The following is a 21,281-nucleotide window of genomic DNA, read 5'->3' as shown; positions in this document are numbered from 1 at the left end:
ACGGCGCCGGGCCCGGTGCACTCGGTCACAGTGCAGCGGGCCCGGTCGTCTTCCGGCCGTTCTGGAGGCGTCCCCTGCTCCCCTACTGCTCGGCCTTCCACTTCTCCCAGGAGAGGTTCCAGTCGCTGAAGCCGTTGTCCGGCTGGATCGTTTCATCGTGCGAGTTCTTGACGACGACCACATCGCCGATGACGGAGTTGCGGAAGAACCACGCCGCCGGAGTGGAACCGTCACCGCCGCCGCGCTGGTCGAAGAGGCCCACACAGCCGTGGCTGGCGTTGCGGGTGCCGAACGCCCCGCGGCCCGACCAGTAGTTGCCGTGGATGAAGGTGCCGGACGTGCTCAGCCGCATCGCATGCGGTACGTCCTTGATGTCGTACTCCCCGCCGAAGCCGACGGTGTCCCCGTTCATCCGCGTCACGAGGTGCTTCTCGCTGATCACCATCTTGCCGTTGTACGTCTCGGTTCCCGGCGCGCCCGAGGTGATCGGGATGGTCTTGACGGTCTTCCCGTCGCGGACCACGGTCATCTGCTTCGACTTGGCGTCGACCGTGCTGACCTGGCTGCGGCCGACGGTGAACGAGACCTCCTTGGCCTGGGTGCCGTAGACACCGGGCCGGCCCTCGACGCCGTTGAGGTCGAGCTTGAGGGTGACCTTGGTGCCGGGCGCCCAGTACTTCTCGGGGCGGAAGTCGAGCCGGTCGTTGCCGAACCAGTGGCCCTCGATCGGGACCGACGGCTCGGCGCTGACCTTGATGGCGTCCTCGACGGCCCCGGGGTGCGTGATGCCACGGGTGAAGCGGATCGAGACCGGCATCCCGACGCCGACCCGCTGGCCGTTCTCGGGGCTGTACTGGCCGATGAAGGTGTTCTTGGGGACGAGGGTGGTGAAGCCGGAGTGCTCGGCGGCCTCCCGGCCTTGGCCGTCCACCGCTATCGCGTCGACGGTGTACTTCGTCGAGGCGCCCAGGTGGCCGCTCGGCTTCCACACGGCGCCGTCGCCCGATATCTTCCCGTCGACCTCATTGCCCTTGCCGTCCTTGACCTTGACGGACTTCAGCCGGCCCTTCTGGGCGGTCACCTTCAGCGCACCGCTGGTGGCGACGTCGTCCGCGCCGTCCTTGGGCGCTATCGTCACGGCGGCCTGCGAGGCGTCCTTCTCCCCGCCCGCCTTGCCGGCCTTCTTGCCGTCACCGTCATCGCCACCACACCCCGCCACCAGCAGCAGCACGGCGGCGAGCAGCACGGCGAGCGGGCCCCCGCCCTTGCCTGACCACCGACGCCGGCGAGCCGGCACCCCCGAATTCGGCTGGACGTTCACGACTGGCCCCTTTTCCCCTCGCACGGCCCGCGATCCCCCGCACGCGGATACGGACAGCCGCGTGCTTGCCGTTAGATAACCACACCGCGGTGACAGTGAACTCCCCGTGAATGTCACTGTTTAGTCCCAAGTGCGGGGGTGGTGCGGGGGACTTGTCCCGGCGGACCGGCTCCCGTTCAGCGCAGCGCGGATCCGGCCCGCCACAACTCCCAGGGCATGTTCCAGCCACCGAGTCCGTTGTCCGGCGCGACCGTGCGTTCCGGGGAGTGGTGCACCTCCACGGTGTCGCCGACGATCGAGTGGCCGAAGAACCAGCCGGCGGGGGTGTTCGGGCCGCCGCCCTTGATGTCCTTCAGCCCGACGCAGCCATGGCTGGTGTTGACGCCGCCGAAGACCTCCGGCGGCGCCCAGTAGTTGCCGTGCAGGAAGGTTCCCGACCTGGTGAGGCGCATGGCGTGCGGCACGTCCGGGATGTCGTACTCGCCGCCGAAGCCGACGGTGTCGCCGTCCATCCGCGTCATCGAATGGCGCTCCAGGATCACCATCCGCCCGTTGTACGTGGGGTTCTCGTCGTCGCCCGCGGTGACCGGCAGCACCGCCACGACCCGGCCGTCCTGCCGCACGGTCATGGTGTGCCGGGCGGCGTCGATGGTGCTGACCTGGTCCCGGGCCACCCGGTAGCGGACGGTGCGGCGCTGGGTCCCGTAGGCGCCCGGGGCGGCCTTCACCCCGCGCAGCCGCAGCTGCACGGTGATCTCGGTGCCCGGGCGCCAGCGGTCGCGGGGCCGGAAGTCCAGCCGCCGGCGGCCGAACCAGTGGGCGGCGATCTCGACGCCGGGCCGGGCGCTGACCCGGACGGCGCGTTCGACGGCCGCGCGGTCGGCGATCGGCCGGTTGAAGACCATCGAGAAGATCAGGCCGGTGCCGACGGTGGCGTCGCGCTGGGGTGCGAAGTGGCCGACGAAGCGGCGGACGGGGGCGGCGGTGGTGAAGCTGGTGTGACGGGCGAAGCGGTGGCCGGCACCGTCCAGCGCCACCGCGTCGACGGTGTACTTCGCGCCGAGCCGCAGACGGCCGGGGGCGGGCCGCCAGGTCAGGCCGTCCGGCGAGATCCGCCCCGGGACGGGCCGCCGGCCTGCGTCACCGGTCCGGCTGACCGCCACCCGCTCCAGCCGCCCCGCCGGCACCCGGACCTCGAACCGCCCGTTGGCCCGTACGCCGTGCGCGCCGTTGTGCGGGACGACCGTGATCGTGCCCTCCGGGGAGGGCGGTTTGCCGCCGGTGAAGACCTCCGGGTCCCCGCAGCCGGCCAGCGCGGCGGCCCCGGTGAGCCCGGCCAGGACGGCGAGGGCGAGACGGGTGCGGCGGGCCGCCCGCACCGCCGCGCCACCGGCCGCCCGGCGCCCCGCCCGGTCCGGCAGCCGGTCCCGCACCCGGGCGCCGTGGCGGCGCTTCGCTCGGTCCCCTGCGCGGTCCTGCTGATGGGCGGTCATATACCGCATTGTGCTGGATGATGCCTGGGTTGGGACGTATGCCGCGTAACGGGATGTCATCGGCAGAACGGAGCGGCGCGCGGAGCCTCCCACGGGAAGCGTGAGGCAACGCCCGGTTGCGGGAAGAACAACGAGGAGGGCGGAAACCCGCACGGCCGGGCTCCCCAGCGCACGCTGGTGGGCACCACCTCCATGCCGGGACCCACCGCCCGACCGAGCCATGAGCCGCAGGAGGCGGGCACGTGTCGAGCGCACCCGAGCAGGAGGCAGTGGCGGACGAACCACTCGCCCCACCCGCGGACATCCGTCCTGGCAGCCCCACTCCCCTGGGGGCCCGGTACCGCACCGGCCCCGATGGCATCGCCGGCACCAACTTCGCCCTGTGGGCGGGCGGCGCCGAGGCGGTCGAGCTGTGTCTCTTCGACGACGCGGAGCGCGAGACGCGCCATGCCCTGACCGAGCTCACCCATGAGATCTGGCACGGCTTCCTGCCCGGTGTCCGCCCCGGGCAGCGCTACGGCTACCGGGTGCACGGCCGCTGGGACCCCTGGTCCGGCGCCCGCTGGAATCCGGCGAAGCTGCTGCTCGACCCGTACGCCAGAGCCGTGGACGGCGACTTCGGCACCCGTACGGAGGGGTCCGGCACGGGGGCCGCGCTGCCCGCGCAGTTGTACGGGCATGTCCGCGACTGGCCGCAGCAGCAGGTCGCCGACACCGTGCGCGACGACCGGGACTCGGCGCCGTACGTCCCCAAGGGCGTCGTGGTCGGCGATGACACCGGGGGCGAGGGCGGTGCCGACGAATGGCGGGACGATCGCCGGCCCAAGACGCCCTGGCCGGATTCGGTGCTCTACGAACTGCATGTGCGCGGTTTCACGATGCGTCACCCCGGTATCCCGAAGCGGCTGCGCGGCACCTACGCCGGGCTGGCGCACCCCGCGGCGCTGGAGCACCTGGTCCGGCTCGGGGTCACCGCCGTCGAACTGCTGCCGGTGCACCAGTTCGCGCACGAGGACCACCTGGTGCGCCGGGGGCTGCGCAACTACTGGGGCTACAACTCCATCGGCTACTTCGCGCCACACGCCGGATACGCCGCCACCGGCACCCGGGGGCAGCAGGTCGGCGAGTTCAAGCGGATGGTGCGGGCGCTGCACGACGCCGGTATCGAGGTGATCCTCGACGTCGTCTACAACCACACGGCGGAGGCCGGTGAACTGGGCCCGACGCTCTCCCTCCGGGGCATCGACAACCGCGGCTACTACCGTCTGGCGGGCGACGCCCGCCGCTACGCCGACTACACCGGCTGCGGCAACACCCTGCATGTCGTCCAGCCCCAGGTACTGCGGCTGATCACCGATTCGCTGCGCTACTGGGTCACCGAGATGGGTGTGGACGGCTTCCGCTTCGATCTGGCGGCCGCGCTGGCCCGCTCCATGCACGACGTCGACATGCTCTCCCCGTTCCTCGCCGTGATCGCCCAGGACCCGGTACTGCGCCGGGTCAAGCTGATCGCCGAGCCGTGGGACGTGGGAAACGGCGGCTATCAGGTCGGCGCCTTCCCGCCGTTGTGGACGGAGTGGAACGACCGCTACCGCGACACCGTCCGGGACTTCTGGCGCGGCGCCCAGCACGATGTCCGCGATCTGGGGTACCGGCTCTCCGGATCGAGCGACCTCTACGCCTGGGGCGGCCGCCGCCCGTACGCCTCGGTCAACTTCATCACCGCACACGACGGCTTCACCCTGCGCGACCTGGTCAGCTACGAGCACAAGCGCAACGCCGACAACGGCGAGGGCAACCGCGACGGCACCCACGACAACCGCTCCTGGAACTGCGGCGCCGAGGGCGAGACCGACGACCAAGAGGTCCGCGCGCTGCGCCACCGCCAGTTGCGCAACCTCCTGACCACGCTCCTGCTGTCGACGGGCGTGCCGATGCTGGTCGCCGGTGACGAGATGGGCCGCACCCAGCACGGCAACAACAACGCCTACTGCCAGGACAACACGACCAGTTGGCTCGACTGGTCGCTCCTGGAGGACCCGGAGTGGCGCCCGCTGGCCGGTCTCGTCGCCCGGCTCATCGCCCTGCGGCGCGCCCATCCCGTCCTGCGCCGCCGGGCGTTCTTCACCGGCCGGCCGCATCAGCAGGGCGGTCTGCGCGACCTCGCCTGGTTCACCGCCGACGGGACGGAGATGACCGAACAGGACTGGTACACCCCGGGCGCCACGCTCGGCATGTACCTCTCCGGGAACGACATCTCCCAGCGCGACGACCGGGGCATCCGGATCGTCGACGACAGTTTCCTCGCCGTGCTGCACGCCGGCGACCGGCCGCGCCCGTTCACCCTCCCCGGGCCGCCCTGGGCCGGCGGTTACGAACTCCTCGTCGACACCGCACGGGAGGACCAGCCGGGGGCGGCGGAGGCGCCGTACGCGGCGGGCGCGCCGATCACGCTCGCCGGGCGGTCGGTGCTGTTGTTCCGGGCGGTGCCGGACTGAGGCATACGGGCGCGGCGGCGCGGGGCGGACCGTCGGCCGAAATCCGGGTGAGCGTTGTCAGTGCCGCGCCTTACGCTCGCGAGTGATGGCTGATACCGCGCAGACGACGAACCGGACCGATCCGACCGACTTACCCCGGCGCTCCGCCGTGCGCTCGCTGGTGCGGCTGTGGCCGTTCGCCCGGCCCGTGCGGGCGCGGCTGTTCACGGCCGCCTTCGTGGCGGTGCTCGCCTCCTGCGTCAGCCTGGTCATTCCGCTGGTGCTCAAGTGGCTGGTGGACGGGCCGGTGGCGGAGCGCGATCCCGGCGGGACGTGGCTCGGCGGCGGCTTTCTGCTGCTGCTCGGGCTCGCGGAGGCGCTGCTGTTCGGGCTGCGGCGCTGGCTGGTGGCGCGTCCGCTGGCCGGCGTCGAGGCGGCGATGCGCGAGGCGCTGTACCGCCACCTCCAGCGTCTTCCGGTCGCCTTCCACGACCGCTGGCCCTCGGGCCAGTTGTTGTCGCGCGGCACGACCGATCTCCAGACGCTGCGGTTGTTCCTCGCCTTCCCGTTGACCTTTCTGCTGGTCAACGGCGTCACCATCCTGGTGGGCGCGGTGCTGCTGCTGGCTCAGCGGTGGTCGCTGGGGCTGGTGCTGCTGGCGCCGGTGCTGCCGCTGATGGTGCTGTGCTCGGTCTTCGAGGCGAAGTACGGGCGCGCCGCGCGCCGGGCCCAGGACCAGCTCGGCGATCTGACGACGGTGGTCGAGGAGTCGGTGCTCGGCATCCGCATCATCAAGGGCTTCGGGCGCCATCGCAGCCAGACCGAGACCTTCCGGAAGCTGACCCGCGCGCTCCGTACGTCCGAGCTCCGCAAGGCGCGGCTGCTGGCGTGGATCTGGGGGTGCAACACCACCCTGCCGGAGATCGCGATCGGCGGGGCGCTGGTGCTCGGCACCCTCCAGGTGGCCGACGGCGTACTGTCCGCCGGCACCCTCGTCGCCTTCCTGTCCACCGCCCTGGCGCTGCGCTGGCCGGTGGAGTCGATCGGCTTCCTGCTGGCCATGAGCAACGAGGCGGCGGCGGCCACCGACCGGTACTTCGAGGTGCTGGACGTGCCGGCGGTGGACGAAGCGGCAGGGGACGCAGCGGCCGGTGATGCGCCGGCCCGGGGCAAGCCGGCGGCGGAGACACCCACCCGGGACGCCCCGGCTGTGGACGCACCGGCCGTGGACGCACCGGCTGCGGACGCCCCGGCTGCTGACGCCCCGGTACGGGACGCACCGGTACGGCACGCCTCGGAGCCCGCCGGCACCGGTGGCCTGGTCTTCTCCGGCGTGCAGTTCCGCTACCCGGACGCGCCGCCGGACTCCCCGCCGCTGCTCAAGGACATCACCCTGCACATCCACCCCGGCGAGACGATGGCGCTGGTCGGGGCGACCGGCAGCGGAAAGACCACGCTCACGGCGCTGGTGCCGCGGCTGTACGACCCCACCGCGGGCCGGATCAGCCTCGACGGGCGCGATCTGGCGACCCTCGGCCGGGACGAGGTCCGTGCGCTGGTCGCGATGGCCTTCGAGGAGCCGACGCTCTTCTCGGCGACCGCCGCGGAGAACGTCCTGATGGGTGGGGAGGGCGCCCAGGAGAGCGATCTGCGGCGGGCGTTGGAGGTCGCGCAGGCCGATGGCTTCGTCGATGCCCTTCCCGAGGGCGCGGCCACCCAGGTCGGTGAGCAGGGCCTGAGCCTGTCCGGCGGGCAGCGGCAACGGCTCGCCCTGGCCCGTGCCGTGGTCGGCCGACCGCGCTTCCTGATCCTCGACGATCCGCTGTCCGCCCTCGATGTGCACACCGAGGCGCTGGTGGAGGCGGCCCTGCGGCAGGTCCTGGCGACCACCACGGCGCTCGTCGTCGCCCACCGGCCGTCCACGGTCCTGCTCGCCGACCGGGTGGCCCTGCTGTCCGGCGGCCGGATCACCGCCGTCGGCACCCACCACGCACTGCTCAGGGACCACCCCGAGTACGCCACGCTGATGTCCGGCGACGGAGAGGGCGCCCGATGACCACCACCACGACCGGCCGCCCGTCCGACAACCCCGAGGACCGCCCAGGCCCCCGGCCACGGCCCGCCCCGGAGCCCCCGGAGCCCGCGGACCTCGCCCCCGACGCGCTCGCCCACGACACCCTGCCCGCCCCCAAGGGGGCCGCGCGCACCCTCCTCGCCTCCCTGCTGGCCCCGCACCGGCGCCGCGTCGGGCTGGTGGCCGTTCTGCTGCTGCTCCAGCAGGCCACCGTGCAGGCCGGTCCGCTGCTGGTCGCCTACGCTCTCGACCGGGTGGTGCCGGCGCTGCGGGCCGGCGACCACGGGCCGCTGCTCGCCGTGGCGGTGGCGGCGGTGCTGTGCGCGGCGGCGTCCGGCGGGCTCCAGTTCGGCTTCATCGAGTTCAGCGCGCGGGTCAGCCAGGATGTGCTGCTCGATCTGCGCGGCCGGATCTTCCGGCACGGCCAGGCGCTGAGCCTGGACTTCCACGAGCGCTATACGTCCGGCCGGCTGATCTCCCGCGCCACCACCGATGTGGAGGCGCTGCGCGAACTCCTCGACGAGGGGCTGCAAGAGCTGATCACGGTCCTTCTCTCGTCGGTCTACATCACCGTGACCCTGCTCTGGCTGGACGGGGGCCTGGGCGCCGCCGCCCTCGCCTCCGCCGCGCCGCTCGCCCTCCTCGTCCGCTCCTTCCGGCACCGTTCGCACCGGTCCTACGGCGCGAAGTCCTCGGCGATGGCAGCCGTCATCGTGAAGTTCACCGAGACCCTCAACGGCATCCGGCCGGTGCAGGCGTTCCGCCGCGAGCGCCCGAACGAGGCCGCCTTCGCCCGGCTGAACCACCAGCACGCACGGCTCAACGGCGACACGCTCCTGGAGATGGCGCGCTATGTCGTCGCCTCCCGGGTGGTGGCCAATATCGCGGTCGCCGCGATCGTCCTGTGGGGCGCCTACCGCGTGGCCACGGGCGGCCTGGCGCTCGGCGTTCTCGCCGCCGCGGTGCTCTATCTGCGCCGGCTGTACGACCCGATCGACCGGCTCGGGATGTTCCTCAACTCCTATGAATCCGCGGTCGCTTCCCTCCAGAAGATCGCCGGACTGCTCGCCCGGCGCCCCGGTGTCCCGGAGCCGGCCGCATCGGCCACGCTGCCGCTCGCCGCGGCCGGCCGGCCGGGCCGTGAGGTCACCTTCCGCGGGGTCCGTTTCGCCTACCGCACCGGCGGCGAGGTGCTGCCCCGTTTCGATCTGACCCTCGCGGCCGGGTCGACCGTGGCCGTGGTGGGTGCCACCGGCGCCGGCAAGTCGACCCTCGCCAAGCTGCTGGCCCGCTTCTACGACCCCACCGAGGGCCAGGTGCTGCTCGACGGGGTCGATCTGCGCGAGCTGTCCACGGCCGCGCTGCGCCGTGGCGTCGTCATGGTCACCCAGGAAGCGTTCCTGTTCTCCGGCACGGTGGCCGAGAACATCGCCATCGGCCGCCCGGACGCCACCCGCGAGGAGATCGAACGCGCCGCGAAGGCCCTCGGCGCCCATGACTTCATCACCGCCCTGCCGGACGGCTACGACACCGATGTCCGCAAGCGCGGCGGCCGCATCTCCGCAGGCCAGCGCCAACTGGTGGGTTTCGCCCGGGCGTTGCTCGCCGACCCGGCCGTGCTCATCCTCGACGAGGCCACCAGCTCCCTGGACATACCCGGCGAACGCGCGGTGCAGCGCGCGATGGACACTGTCCTGGAGGGCCGTACGGCCCTGGTGATCGCCCACCGCCTCTCGACCGTCGACATCGCCGACCGGGTCCTGGTCATGGCCGACGGCCGGATCGTCGAGGACGGCCCGCCGGACCAACTCATCGCCGCAGGAGGCCGGTTCGCGCAGCTGCACCAGGCGTGGCGGGACAGCGTGGGGTAGGGCGGCAACGACGCGAGGGGGGCGCCATGAGGAACGGGACCGCACGGGGGCCGGGAATCCCCGACCACCGCAGTGCCGGACGCTATGTGTGGTGGCTGGTGGTCAGCCAGCGGGGGCGGGTGGCGGCGGGCGCCACCTACGGGAGCCTGTGGATGGTCGGGCTGATGCTGCCGCCCTATGTGCTGTCCCGGGCCATCGACGAGGGGCTGGTGCCGGGCCGGATGCCGGTGCTGCTCGGCTGGGTGGCGGTGCTCTTCGGCGTCGGGGTGGCGAACGCCTGGCTGGCGGTCATGCGGCATCGCACCATGACCAGGATCCGGATGGATGCCACCTTCCGTACGGTGCGGGTCATCGTGGCGCACACCCTGCGGCTGGGGGCCGCGCTGCCGCACAAGGTGACGGCCGGGGAGGTCGTCACGATCGGGATCGGCGATGTCGGCGTGATCAGCCAGACGCTGACGATGACCGGGCCCGGTGTCGGCGGGGTGCTGGCCTACGGGGTCGTCGCCGTGCTGCTGCTGACCGTCTCGCCACTGCTGGCCGGGGTGGTGCTGCTGGGCGTCCCGCTGCTCGCGCTGCTGGTCGGGCCGTTGCTGGGGCGGTTACAGGGGGCCGAGTCGCGGTACCGCGAGCGGCAGAGCGGGCTGGCCGCGCGGCTGACGGACCTGGTCGGCGGGCTGCGGGTGCTCAACGGTCTGGGCGGCAAGGAGGTGTTCGCCGACCGTCACCGGCGCGAGGCGCGGGCGCTGCGGGACGAGGGCTACCGGGTCGGTGCGGTGACGAGCTGGGTGCAGGCCCTCGGGGTCGGCCTGCCGACGCTGTTCCTGGCCGCGGTGACCTGGCTCGCGGCCCGGATGGCCGCCCAAGGGGCCATCACCGTGGGCGAGTTGGTGGCGGTCTACGGCTACGCGGCGGCGCTGGTGGTGCCGGTCTCGTTCTTCATCGAGGGCGGCTACGACCTCACCCGCGGGCTGGTCGCCGCCCGGCGGGTGGTCCGGTTCCTGCGGCTGGAGCCGGACGCCGCGGAGGGCTCCGGGGACGCGGCCGGGAGCAGGAACGCGGCCGGGGGCGGGCACGCGGCCGGGGACGGGGCCAGGGACGGGTCCAGGGACGGGACCGGGGCCGGAGACGCCCCCGAGGCCGCGTCCGTGCTGCGGGATCCGGCGTCGGGCGTCGAGGTGGTGCCCGGCCTGCTGACCGCGCTGGCCGCCGCCCGGCCGGGCGAGTCGGCGGCGGTGGTCGACCGTCTGGGCCGGTTCGCGGATTCGGCCGCCACCTGGGGCGCGGTGCGTCTCGACGAGATCCCGCTGCCGCGGCTCCGCGACCGGATCCTGGTCGCCGACAACGAGGCCGATCTGTTCGCGGGGACGCTGCGCGAGGTGGTGGGCGGCCGCCGGGACCGGACCGAGGAGGCGATCGGCCGCGCCGTCCGGACGGCCCTGGCCGAGGACATCGTCCGCGGGCTGCCGGACGGGCTCGACTCGGCGGTCGAGGCGCAGGGCCGCAATCTCTCCGGCGGGCAGCGGCAGCGGCTGCGCCTGGTGCGGGCGCTGCTGGCCGACCCCGAGGTGCTGCTCGCGGTGGAGCCGACCTCGGCGGTCGACGCGCACACCGAGGCCGGTATCGCGGCCCGGCTGCACCGCGCGCGGGCGGGCCGTACGACCGTCGTCACCAGCACTTCCCCCCTGCTGCTGGACCGGGCCGACCGGGTGTACTTCCTCGTCGACGGCCGGGCCACCGCCGTCGGCAGCCATCGCCAACTCCTGGCCGAACAGCCCGGATACCGCCGCCTGGTGGCCCGCGGCGAGGACGAGGCAGGCGTGGACGAGAGCGCGATGGGCGAGGTCGGCGTGGACGAGGGCGGCGTGCACGAGACCGGCGTGGACGAGAGCAGCGAGGACGTGACCGGCACGCACCACGGCCCGCACAACGGCGCGAACCCCCAGCCCGACGCCCGCGCAGCCAAGGAGGACGCGTGATGACGGCGACCGCCCCCCGGCCCGGACGGCCCGGACGCCCCGGACGGTCCGGGAACCCGCTGCCGGCCGCTGCGGCGCTGCCGGTGGCCGATCCGGCCACGACCCGGCGGGCGGCGCTCCGGCTGGTCCGGCGGGACGGCCGGGCCGTCGCCCTGATGCTCGCGCTGAACGCGCTGGCGGCCGGCGCCGGACTGGCCGGCCCCTGGCTGCTCGGCCGGATCGTGGACACGGTGCGGTCCGGCGGCGGCGTGCACACGGTCGACCGGCTGGCGCTGGTCATCCTGGCGTGCGGGCTGGCGCAGCTGCTGCTGGCGCGCTACGCCCGGTACGTGGGGCACCGCTTCGGCGAGCGGACCGTGGCGCGGGTCCGCGAGCAGTACGTGGACCGGGCGCTGGCGCTGCCGGCCGCCGTCGTGGAGCGGGCCGGGACCGGGGATCTGACGGCCCGTGGGACAGCCGATGTCACCTCGGTCGCCCGGGCGCTGCGGGACGCCGTGCCGGAGGTGTGCGTCGCCGCGGCGCAGGCACTGTTCCTGCTGGGGGCGGTGGTGGTGCTCGATCCGCTGCTCGGCCTGTGCGGGCTGGGCGTGTTCAGCGGGGTGTTCGCGGTCCGCTGGTATCTGCGCCGGGCGCACGGCGCGTATCTGGCGGAGGGTGCGGCGACCTCGGCGCTCGCCGAGCTGCTGGCGGCCACCGCCGCGGGCGCCCGGACCGTCGAGGCGCTGGGGCTCCAGGAGCGCCGGACGGCGGCGAGCGAGCAGGCCGTCGCGCGCTGCCGCCGCACCCGCACCCGCACCCTGTTCCTGCGCAGTGTGCTGCTGCCGGCCGTGGATGTCGCCTATGTCGTCCCGGTGGTCGGCGTGCTGCTGGCCGGCGGGGCGCTGCACGGGCGGGGCGGGATCAGCCTGGGCGTGGTCATCACCGCGGCGCTGTATCTGCGGCAGCTGTCCGACCCGTTGGCGACGATCCTGTTCTGGGCCGAGCAACTCCAGAGCAGCGGCGCCGCGTTCGCCCGCGTCGAGGGGCTGGGCCGGGCGCCCCGAACGAGGACCGTCCCCGCGGCCCTCCTCCCGCACCCCTCCGCGGAACCCTCCCCCGCCCTCCCCGCCGACGACCGCATCGAGGTCACCGCCGTCCACTACGCCTACGGGGCCGGGAGCGCGAGCCCCGCCGCTGACCGCGATGTCCTGCACGGCGTGGACCTGACCGTCCGCCCCGGCGAACGCCTCGCCGTGGTCGGCCCCTCGGGCGCCGGCAAGTCCACCCTGGGGCGGCTGCTGGCCGGGATCGACGCACCGCGCCACGGCTCCGTGACGGTCGGCGGGGTGCCGGTCGCCGCGCTGGATCCGGCGGCGCTGCGCCGGCAGGTCGTCCTCGTCACCCAGGAGCACCATGTGTTCCTGGGCACGCTCCGGGACAACCTCCAGATCGCCGCGCCCGACGCCGGGGACGCCGCGCTGTGTGCCGCGCTGGCCGCCGTGGGCGCCGAGTGGGCCGCGGAGCTGCCGGCCGGCCTGGACACCGAGCTGGGCGCCGGCGGCCACCGCCCCGACGGCTCCCAGTCGCAGCAGCTGGCCCTGGCCCGTGTGGTGCTGGCGGATCCGCACACGGTGATCCTGGACGAGGCGACCGCCCTGCTCGATCCGCGGACGGCCCGGCACACCGAGCGCGCCCTGGCCGCCGTCCTGACGGGCCGTACGGTCATCGCCATCGCCCACCGGCTGCACACCGCCCACGACGCGGACCGGGTGGCCGTCATGGAGGAGGGCCGGCTGACCGAACTCGGCACCCATGACGACCTGGTGGCGGCGGACGGGGCCTACGCCGCCCTGTGGCACTCGTGGCACAGCTAGGGCGGGTCCGCACCGTCCCGCCCGGCTCGCGATGCCTGCTCCCCCGTAGGTGTCCCTAGGCGTCGAGGCGTCCCGCAGGAGACGGCCGTACGGGAACGGCGCGGCCGGCCCCGGTTCGTACGACCCCGGTTCGTACGACTGTTCAGCCACCCGTCCGGCTTCCGGACACCGATTTCGGGCAACGGACGGTTTCCGGCCAATTAGTTGAACGGAGCCTGACAACAAGCCGCTGACGGTGGGACTCTTCCCGGCAACCGCCGCACGGGCCCCCACAGCACCACACCCCGCGGCCGGAGGTTCCACCCGCACCATCCGCACCACCCGCACTATCCGTTCCACCCGAACACCCAGCACTTCCCGTACGTCTCCCCCCACACGCTCCAAGAGTTCTGCCTCGCTCTGCCCGGACGGCCGCTTCGCCGCCCGGTCCCCCTCGGCCGCATCGTCACGTGGCGGCCACCGCAGAAGGAGTCAGTGTGAGACGCACCCCCCATGGACGCGCCGTCGCGACCGGCGCACTGGTCGCCGTCACGGCGATGCTGGCCGTCGGCGTTCAGGCCGGTACCGGTACGGCGGCCGCCCCGCGGCCGGGCACCACGCATGCCACCCCCGATCCCGGCGCCCTGCCGGCCAAGCTGTCCCCGTCCCAGCGTGCGGAGCTGATACGGGCAGCCGGTGCCACCACCGCCGAGACCGCGCGGCAGCTGAAGCTCGGCGCGAAGGAGAAGCTGGTCGTCAAGGACGTCTCGAAGGATGTCGACGGCACCGTGCACACCCGCTATGAGCGCACCTACGACGGGCTGCCCGTCCTCGGCGGCGACCTCGTGGTGCACGAGAGCAAGGGCGGCACGCTCAAGGGCGTCACCAAGGCCGTGCGCTCCCAGCTGAAGGTCGCGAGCACCACCGCGAAGGTGAAGCCCGCCACGGCCGAGGCGAAGGCCGTCAAGGCGGCGCAGGCGCTCGGTTCGAAGAAGACCGAGGCCGCGAAGGCCCCGCGCAAGGTGGTCTGGGTCGCCGACGGCAAGCCGCTGCTGGCGTACGAGACGGTGGTCGGCGGGCTCCAGGACGACGGCACCCCCAACCAGCTGCACGTCATCACGGACGCCACGACCGGCGCCAAGATCTTCGAGTACCAGGGGATCGAGAACGGCGTCGGCAACACCCAGTACAGCGGCAAGGTCACCGTCGGTTCGTCGGGCTCGGCGCCGAACTTCTCGCTGACCGACCCGACCCGCGGCAACCACAAGACCTACGACCTCAAGCACGGCTCGTCCGGCACCGGTTCGCTGTTCACCGACGCCGACGACACCTGGGGCGACGGCACCCCGCAGAACGCCCAGACGGCGGGTGCCGACGCGGCCTTCGGTGCCCAGGTGACCTGGGACTACTACAAGAACGTGCACGGCCGCAGCGGCATCAAGGGCGACGGCGTGGGCGCCTACTCCCGGGTGCACTACGGCAACAGCTACGTCAACGCCTTCTGGGACGACGGCTGCTTCTGCATGACGTACGGCGACGGCAGCGGCAACGCCGCCCCGCTGACCTCCATCGACGTGGCCGGCCACGAGATGTCGCACGGCGTCACCGCGGCCACCGCCGACCTCACCTACAGCGGGGAGTCCGGCGGCCTCAACGAGGCGACCTCCGACATCTTCGGTACGGCGGTGGAGTTCTACGCCAACAACTCCTCCGACCCCGGTGACTACCTCATCGGCGAGAAGATCGACATCAATGGCGACGGCACGCCGCTGCGCTACATGGACAAGCCGTCCAAGGACGGTGCCTCGGCCGACTACTGGTCGAGCAACGTCGGCAACAAGGACGTGCACTACTCGTCCGGTGTCGCCAACCACTTCTTCTACCTGCTGTCCGAGGGCAGCGGCCCGAAGGACATCGGCGGCGTCCACTACGACAGCCCGACCTTCGACAACCTGCCGGTCCCGGGCATCGGCCGGGCCAACGCCGAGAAGGTCTGGTTCAAGGCACTCAGCCAGTACATGAGCGCCAACACCAACTACGCGGCCGCCCGCACCGCCACCCTCAAGGCCGCCGCCGACCTGTTCGGTGAGGGCAGCGCCTCGTACAACACGGTCGCCAACACCTGGGCGGCGGTCAACGTCGGCTCCCGGGTCCCGGACAGCGGCGCGGTCTCCGTCACCAACCCGGGCAGCCAGACCAGCACCGTGGGCCAGGCGGCGAGCCTCCAGATCAAGGCGAGCAGCGGCACCGCCGGCGCACTGTCGTACGCGGCGACCGGGCTGCCCGCCGGGCTGTCGATCAACGCGACCACCGGTCTGATCTCCGGTACGCCGACCACGGCCGGGACCGGCAATGTGACGGTCACGGTCACCGACGCCGCGAAGAAGACCGGCAGCACCGCCTTCTCCTGGACGGTCAACCCGGCCGGCGGCGGCAATGTCTTCGAGAACGCCGACGATGTGCAGATCCCGGACGCGGGCGCGGCGGTCAACTCTCCGATCAACGTGGGCCGCACCGGCAACGCACCGAGCACGCTGAAGGTCGCGGTGGACATCGTGCACACCTACCGCGGTGACCTGGTCGTGGACCTGATCGCCCCGGACGGCACTGCCTACCGGCTGAAGAACGCCAGCGCGTTCGACTCGGCGGCCAACGTGAAGACCACGTACACCGTCAACGCCTCCGCGGAGAAGGCGAGCGGCACCTGGAAGCTGCGGGTGCAGGACGTCTACTCCCAGGACACCGGTTACATCAACGGCTGGAAGCTGACCTTCTGACCGGGAGGCATCACTCAGTCGTCACTTAGGTGTGACATAGGCGGGTCACAGATCTCGCCACCGCACAACTGACACACGAAGCACGCGCGTTGGGCGTCGTCCCCTGGTATCCGGGGGCGGCGCCCAGCTCCGTTATACGAACGGCGCGTCCCTCTCTACGGACATTTTTCAGCCAATCCCTTAACACCCTCCTGACATGCACGCGTTCGAATGGCAGTCTTCCCGAACGCACGTCACACCCGCATCGCTTTGCACCCCCACCACTTGGCAAAGTTGAAGGAGCACGCGTGACCCCCCGCATATCCCGTAAGACCCGTGTCGTCGGTACGTCGATCGCCGTCGCAGCCCTCGTGGCCGCCGGCATCACCGCAGGTACCGCCGGCGCCTCCCCCGCCCAGACCCCCACCGCGGACGGTTCGCCCCTCAAGCTCACCGCCTCGCACCGCGCGGAACTGCTGCGCGACGCGAGCGCGACCAAGGCGCAGACCGCCAAGGAACTGGGCCTGGGCTCGCAGGAGAAGCTGGTCGTCAAGGACGTCATCAAGGACGCTGACGGCACCACGCACACCCGCTACGACCGCACCTACGCCGGCCTGCCGGTGCTGGGCGGCGACCTGATCGTGCACACCGCCAAGGGCGGCGCGGTCAAGAGCACCACCAAGTCGACCGAGAAGACGGTCAAGGTGGCCTCCACCACGGCGAAGATCGCCCCGACGGCCGCCGCGAAGTCGGCCCAGGGCACCGCGGTCAAGTCGCTCAGCGCGAAGAAGGCCGACGCGCAGGCGCCCAAGAAGGTCGTCTGGGCCGCCTCCGGCACCCCGACTCTCGCCTACGACACCGTCGTCAAGGGCGTGAAGAAGGACGGCACGCCGAGCCGGATGCACGTCATCACCGACGCCAACAGCGGCAAGAAGCTGTTCCAGTACGACGAGATCCGTACCGGCAAGGGCGAGAGCGAGTACAGCGGCAGCGTCGAGCTGGGCACCTCCAAGGAGGGCAACGGCTTCACGCTGACCGACAAGGAGCGCGGTGGCCACAAGACCACCAACCTCGAAAACGGCGAGTCCGGTGACGGCAAGGCCTTCACCGACGAGGACGACAAGTGGGGCACCGGCAAGCCGGATGACCCGCAGACCGCGGCCGTCGACGCCCACTACGGTGCGGGCGTGACCTGGGACTACTACAAGAAGGTCCACGGCCGCAGCGGCATCAAGGGTGACGGCAAGGGTGCCTCCTCGCGCGTCCACTACGGCAAGAGCTACGTCAACGCCTTCTGGGACGACGACTGCTTCTGCATGACGTACGGCGACGGCGAGGGCGACAAGGCCCCGCTGACCGCGCTGGACGTCGCGGCGCACGAGATGTCGCACGGTGTCACCTCCGCCACCGCCAACCTCACCTACAGCGGTGAGTCCGGCGGCCTCAACGAGGGCACCTCGGACATCTTCGGGACCTCGGCCGAGTTCTTCGCCAAGAGCGAGAAGGACCCGGGCGACTACCTCATCGGCGAGAAGATCGACATCAACGGTGACGGTACCCCGCTGCGCTACATGGACAAGCCGTCCAAGGACGGTCAGTCGCAGGACAACTGGGACTCCAAGACCGGTGGCCTCGACCCGCACTACTCCTCGGGTGTCGCCAACCACTTCTTCTACCTGCTGTCCGAGGGCAGCGGCCAGAAGGAGATCGGTGGCGTCAAGTACGACAGCCCGACGGCGGACGGCAAGAAGGTCGAGGGCATCGGCCGGGACAAGGCCGAGAAGATCTGGTTCAAGGCCCTGACCGAGTACATGACCTCGAACACCGACTACAAGGCCGCCCGTGAGGCGACCGTCAAGGCCGCCACCGACCTGTACAAGGCCGGCAGCGCCGAGGTCAAGGGCGTCGAGGCCGCTTGGACCGGTGTCGCCGTCAAGTGACGCAACGAGCGGGAACGTGCTGATCGTCCCGGGGTGAAGTGACCCCGGCGCGGGCGGTGTCCGGAGATCCTCCGGGCACCGCCTTCGCGCGTTCCGGGGCCGGGAGTTCGGCCGCCCGGCCCGGGCGCGGCCGGCTGACGAGAAGGCACCCGCTCACCCGCCAGGGATGACGGGACCGCCCTCAGCGGGACGCCCCCGGCCCGCTCTCCCTCCTCGCCCGGGCCCGGCTGTAGTTCCATGCGCCCGCACCCACCAGCACCGCCGCCCCGGCCCCGTACAGCGGCAGCCAGCGGGTCGTCGTGGCCGACAGACAGTCGGCGACGGCCACATGACTGCGGGCCTGCTGCGCACGGGCCAGCGCGGTCCGGTCGCGACCGCTCAGCTGCGCCAGCTCCGCCTCCGCCCGCAGGCTTTCGTATCGGCCCAGTTGACCGCACCCGCTGCGGGTCCCCTCCATCGGGAGCAGCCACGCCCAGCGCTGGAGCATCGGCGCCAGTGTGATCGCGATACACAGACCGACGGTCAGCGCGAACGCGACCAGTTTGCGCACATACGCGGTGCGAAGGCCGGGCGTCCAGGCCGGCAGCGCGTAGAAGGAGCAGACCACCGCGAGCAGCGTCACCCCGACGTAGGTGGCGAACCACTGCCAGGAGCCCTGCGCCAGAGCGGCCGTCAGCACGGCGGCGAGGGCGATGCCGATGACCCCGGCCTCCCCGCCGGTGGCCTGGCCGGCGCCGGGGCGTGCCGGTTCCCGGGTGCCGTGCGGGCTGGACTGGTTCACGGTCTCTCCTGCGGGTCGGCGGCCCTCAGCATCCGGCACCGCCCGCCGCCGGCCCCGGCACCGTGCCGGACGGGCCCTGGACCCCGCCCGGTTGGGGGAGGAGCCGCCCACCGCGGCACCGTGGCAGCGGGCCGGTGCGCCCTTCCCGCCGCTTAGTCTGACGGTATGACTGAGTCCAGCGGCGGCCCGCCCGTCAGCCGTACCAGGGTCCTGCTCGCCGACGACGAGCCGTTGATGCGGGCCGGGGTGCGCGCGATCCTCGGCACGGCGCCCGATATCGAGGTCGTCGCGGAGGCCGCCGACGGCCGCGAGGCGATCGACCAGGCGCTCCGGCACCGGCCCGACGTCTGTCTGCTGGACATCCGCATGCCGCGGCTGGACGGCCTCGGGGTCGCCGCGGAGCTGGCCAGGGCGCTGCCCGCCACCGCCGTCGTGATGCTGACGACGTTCTCCGAGGACGAGTACATCGCCGGTGCCCTCGGCTCGGGCGCGGCCGGCTTCCTGCTGAAGTCCGGCGACCCGCGGGAGCTGATCGCCGGGGTCCGGGCCGTCGTCGCAGGCGGCTCCTGTCTCTCCCCGTCCGTCGCCCGGCGGGTCATCTCGCACCTGGGAGGCGGGCAGTTGGGCCGCGGAGTGGCCGCCCGGGCCCGGGTCGCCGAGCTGACCGGGCGGGAGCGCGAGGTGCTCGGGCTGGTCGGCGCCGGGCTGTCCAACGCGGAGATCGCCCGGCGGCTGTTCCTGGTCGAGGGCACCGTCAAGGCGCATGTCAGCGCGATCCTCGCCCGACTGGGCTTCAAAAACCGCGTCCAGGCGGCGATCCTCGCGTACGAGGCGGGCCTGGTCCCGGCGTCATGAGGCGGTGGAAGCGCCCGGACGCCCGGCGGCTGCGCGCCCACGCCCCCGCGCTGGGACTCTGGCTCGCGCTGTGCGGTCCGGCGGCGCTCGTCGTCGCCTCCCTCGACGGCGCCCAGCGGTGGGCCACCGTGGCCGCCTTTCCGCTGCTCGGCGTCTGTGTGCTGCTGCGCAGGCGGAGTCCGCTGACGGCGCTGGCGCTGCCGATCGCGCCGAGCCTGGTGATCTCGCTGGATCTGTTCACCACCGGCTACTGCGCCGCGCTGGCGGCGTTCGGCTATCTGGCCGGGGTCCGGCTGTCCCGGGCCCGTCCGGCGCTGTGGTTCTTCTGCGCCGTGGCGGCCTGCGGGCTGCCGCTGGCCGCGGTGCTGGGCCGCACGGTGTGGCCGTGGTTCTCGCTGCTGTTGACGCTGCTGCTCAATGTGGTGCTGCCGTGGCTGCTGGGCCGCTACCGCCGGCAGTACGCCGAACTGGCCCGTACCGGCTGGCAGCTCGCCGAGCGGATGGAGCGCGAACAGCAGGCCGTCGCCGATCGCACCCGGCTGCGCGAACGCGCCCGGATCGCCGGTGACATGCATGACTCCCTCGGCCATGACCTGGCCCTGATCGCCCTGCGGGCCGGGGCGCTGGAGGTCGATCCGCGGCTGGACGCGGACCGGCAGGCGGCCGCCGGTGAGCTGCGGGCCGCGGCCGGGACGGCGACCGAACGGCTGCGGGAGATCATCGGCGTCCTGCGCACGGATGACGAGAGCGCGCCCCGGGTACCGGCCGACGAGAGCGTGGCGCGGCTGGTGGACCGGGCGCGGGCGTCCGGGATGACGGTGACCCTGGAGCAGGCGGACGGCACCGGGACCGGCACGCTTCCGGCCATGACCGGCCACGCCCTGCACCGCGTCGTCCAGGAGTCCCTGACCAATGCCGCCAAACACGCCCCCGGCGCGGCCGTCCGGGTGCGGATCGGACGGGACGCCGGGCAGGTGCGGGTCACGGTGGCCAACAGCGCGGGAACGGCCGGTCCGGGTGCCGGGCCGGTCTCCGGCGGCAGCGGGCTGGTGGGACTGGACGAGCGGGTACGGCTGGCGGGCGGCACACTGCGCGCCGGGCCCGCCCCGGAGGGCGGCTTCACGGTCTCGGCCCGGCTGCCGACCGCCGCCGGCGCCCGCCCGGAATCCCCCGCCCGCCCCGAACCCACCGCGGCCCAGCGGGAGTTGGCACACGCCCAGCGGCAGGTGCGGCGCCGGCTCCGGCAGATGGTGGCGGCCCCGGTGGCGCTGCTGGCCGTCCTGGTGCTGCTGAGTAGCATCTACCACCTGGTCAGCCCGTCCTGGACGGTGCTGGAGCGGGAGCACTACACGGCGCTCCGCCTCGGCGCCGACCGCTCCCGGGTGGAGTCCCTGCTGCCGTTCTTCGCCCTGGACGCCCCGCCGGACGGCACCCCGCCGCCCCCGCCCGCCTGGACCTGCGTCTACTACACCGTCCACCCCGACTCCGCCTACGAGCTCTGCTTCACCGCCGACGAGCGGCTGGTCAGAAAGAGCGTGGTGCACCGCCGGGACCGCTAGGACGGGCCGCCCTGGCGTTATGCCGTACGCCCGCCGGACCGACCCCTTCGGACCGGCCCCTTCGGAGTCGAACCCGCAGACCCCGACACCCTCAACTCGCCCCCGCCGCAGGCGACTTCCCCCTCCCGGCCCGACCCCGGCACCCCCTTACCGCCCCGTCCGCCGATATGGCTGATTCCACCCCCTCATGCGCTCTTGTACGGACTCCCTCCTGGAGAGAGGCTGCGGTGTGGCGCCGATGGGCCCCGGCGCGGCACCGGACATCCGCACACCGCAACTCCGCTGTGATCAGACCGAGTTGAGGAGGCGAACGCCGACCGTGTCAGCGCAGCGCCGCAGTCGC

12 protein-coding genes are annotated in these 21,281 nt (G+C 72.8%); 9 read left to right on the top strand and 3 right to left on the bottom strand.

All coding sequences use genetic code 11. The features are described from left to right. Positions 1-82: 82 nt before the first annotated feature. Complete coding sequence (locus ACZ4XD_RS12380; protein WP_468041153.1) at positions 83-1,321, bottom strand: L,D-transpeptidase; 1,239 nt, start codon at positions 1,319-1,321, stop codon at positions 83-85. 176 nt (positions 1,322-1,497) lie between these two features. Beyond that, on the bottom strand, positions 1,498-2,814 hold the full coding sequence (locus ACZ4XD_RS12375; protein WP_468041152.1) for a L,D-transpeptidase: 1,317 nt from the start codon (positions 2,812-2,814) through the stop codon (positions 1,498-1,500). 242 nt (positions 2,815-3,056) lie between these two features. On the opposite strand from ACZ4XD_RS12375, the gene glgX reads away from it, so the two are divergent. The 7 genes from glgX to ACZ4XD_RS12340 all read left to right on the top strand — a co-directional run bounded on the left by glgX (position 3,057) and on the right by ACZ4XD_RS12340 (position 17,743). Then, complete coding sequence (glgX, locus tag ACZ4XD_RS12370; protein WP_468041150.1) at positions 3,057-5,312, top strand: glycogen debranching protein GlgX; 2,256 nt, start codon at positions 3,057-3,059, stop codon at positions 5,310-5,312. A gap of 85 nt (positions 5,313-5,397) precedes the next feature. Next, a complete protein-coding gene (locus ACZ4XD_RS12365) occupies positions 5,398-7,347 on the top strand; it encodes an ABC transporter ATP-binding protein (protein ID WP_468041148.1) in 1,950 nt (649 codons plus the stop codon). After that, complete coding sequence (locus ACZ4XD_RS12360) at positions 7,344-9,236, top strand: ABC transporter ATP-binding protein (protein ID WP_468041146.1); 1,893 nt, start codon at positions 7,344-7,346, stop codon at positions 9,234-9,236. The genes ACZ4XD_RS12365 and ACZ4XD_RS12360 overlap by 4 nt, the downstream gene beginning before the upstream one ends. 26 nt (positions 9,237-9,262) lie before the next feature. Continuing rightward, positions 9,263-11,215: an ABC transporter ATP-binding protein gene (locus ACZ4XD_RS12355; RefSeq protein WP_468041144.1), complete on the top strand. Its 1,953-nt coding sequence runs from the start codon at positions 9,263-9,265 to the stop codon at positions 11,213-11,215. Further along, on the top strand, positions 11,215-13,068 hold the full coding sequence (locus ACZ4XD_RS12350) for an ABC transporter ATP-binding protein (RefSeq protein WP_468041142.1): 1,854 nt from the start codon (positions 11,215-11,217) through the stop codon (positions 13,066-13,068). Before ACZ4XD_RS12355 ends, ACZ4XD_RS12350 begins: the two co-directional genes overlap by 1 nt. Before the next feature lie 476 nt (positions 13,069-13,544). After that, positions 13,545-15,824, top strand: coding sequence for a M4 family metallopeptidase (locus ACZ4XD_RS12345; protein WP_468041140.1), 2,280 nt, complete (start codon positions 13,545-13,547; stop codon positions 15,822-15,824). 287 nt (positions 15,825-16,111) lie between these two features. Continuing rightward, the gene (locus tag ACZ4XD_RS12340) at positions 16,112-17,743 is read left to right on the top strand and encodes a M4 family metallopeptidase (RefSeq protein WP_468041137.1); all 1,632 of its coding nucleotides are present in this window, start codon (positions 16,112-16,114) and stop codon (positions 17,741-17,743) included. Between the two features lie 181 nt (positions 17,744-17,924). On the opposite strand, the gene ACZ4XD_RS12335 is transcribed toward ACZ4XD_RS12340, so the two are convergent. Further along, on the bottom strand, positions 17,925-18,524 hold the full coding sequence (locus tag ACZ4XD_RS12335; RefSeq protein ID WP_468041135.1) for a hypothetical protein: 600 nt from the start codon (positions 18,522-18,524) through the stop codon (positions 17,925-17,927). Between the two features lie 165 nt (positions 18,525-18,689). On the opposite strand from ACZ4XD_RS12335, the gene ACZ4XD_RS12330 reads away from it, so the two are divergent. Then, the gene (locus ACZ4XD_RS12330) at positions 18,690-19,379 is read left to right on the top strand and encodes a response regulator (protein ID WP_468041133.1); all 690 of its coding nucleotides are present in this window, start codon (positions 18,690-18,692) and stop codon (positions 19,377-19,379) included. Then, positions 19,376-20,938 (top strand): sensor histidine kinase, encoded by a 1,563-nt coding sequence (locus ACZ4XD_RS12325; RefSeq protein WP_468041131.1) that lies wholly within the window; start codon positions 19,376-19,378, stop codon positions 20,936-20,938. The genes ACZ4XD_RS12330 and ACZ4XD_RS12325 overlap by 4 nt, the downstream gene beginning before the upstream one ends. Positions 20,939-21,281 lie beyond the last annotated feature (343 nt).

Source organism: Streptomyces sp. NPDC029466 (assembly GCF_055574515.1).
The sequence above is the reverse complement of the archived record's forward strand: the minus strand, read 5'-3'. Positions and strand labels throughout refer to the sequence as shown.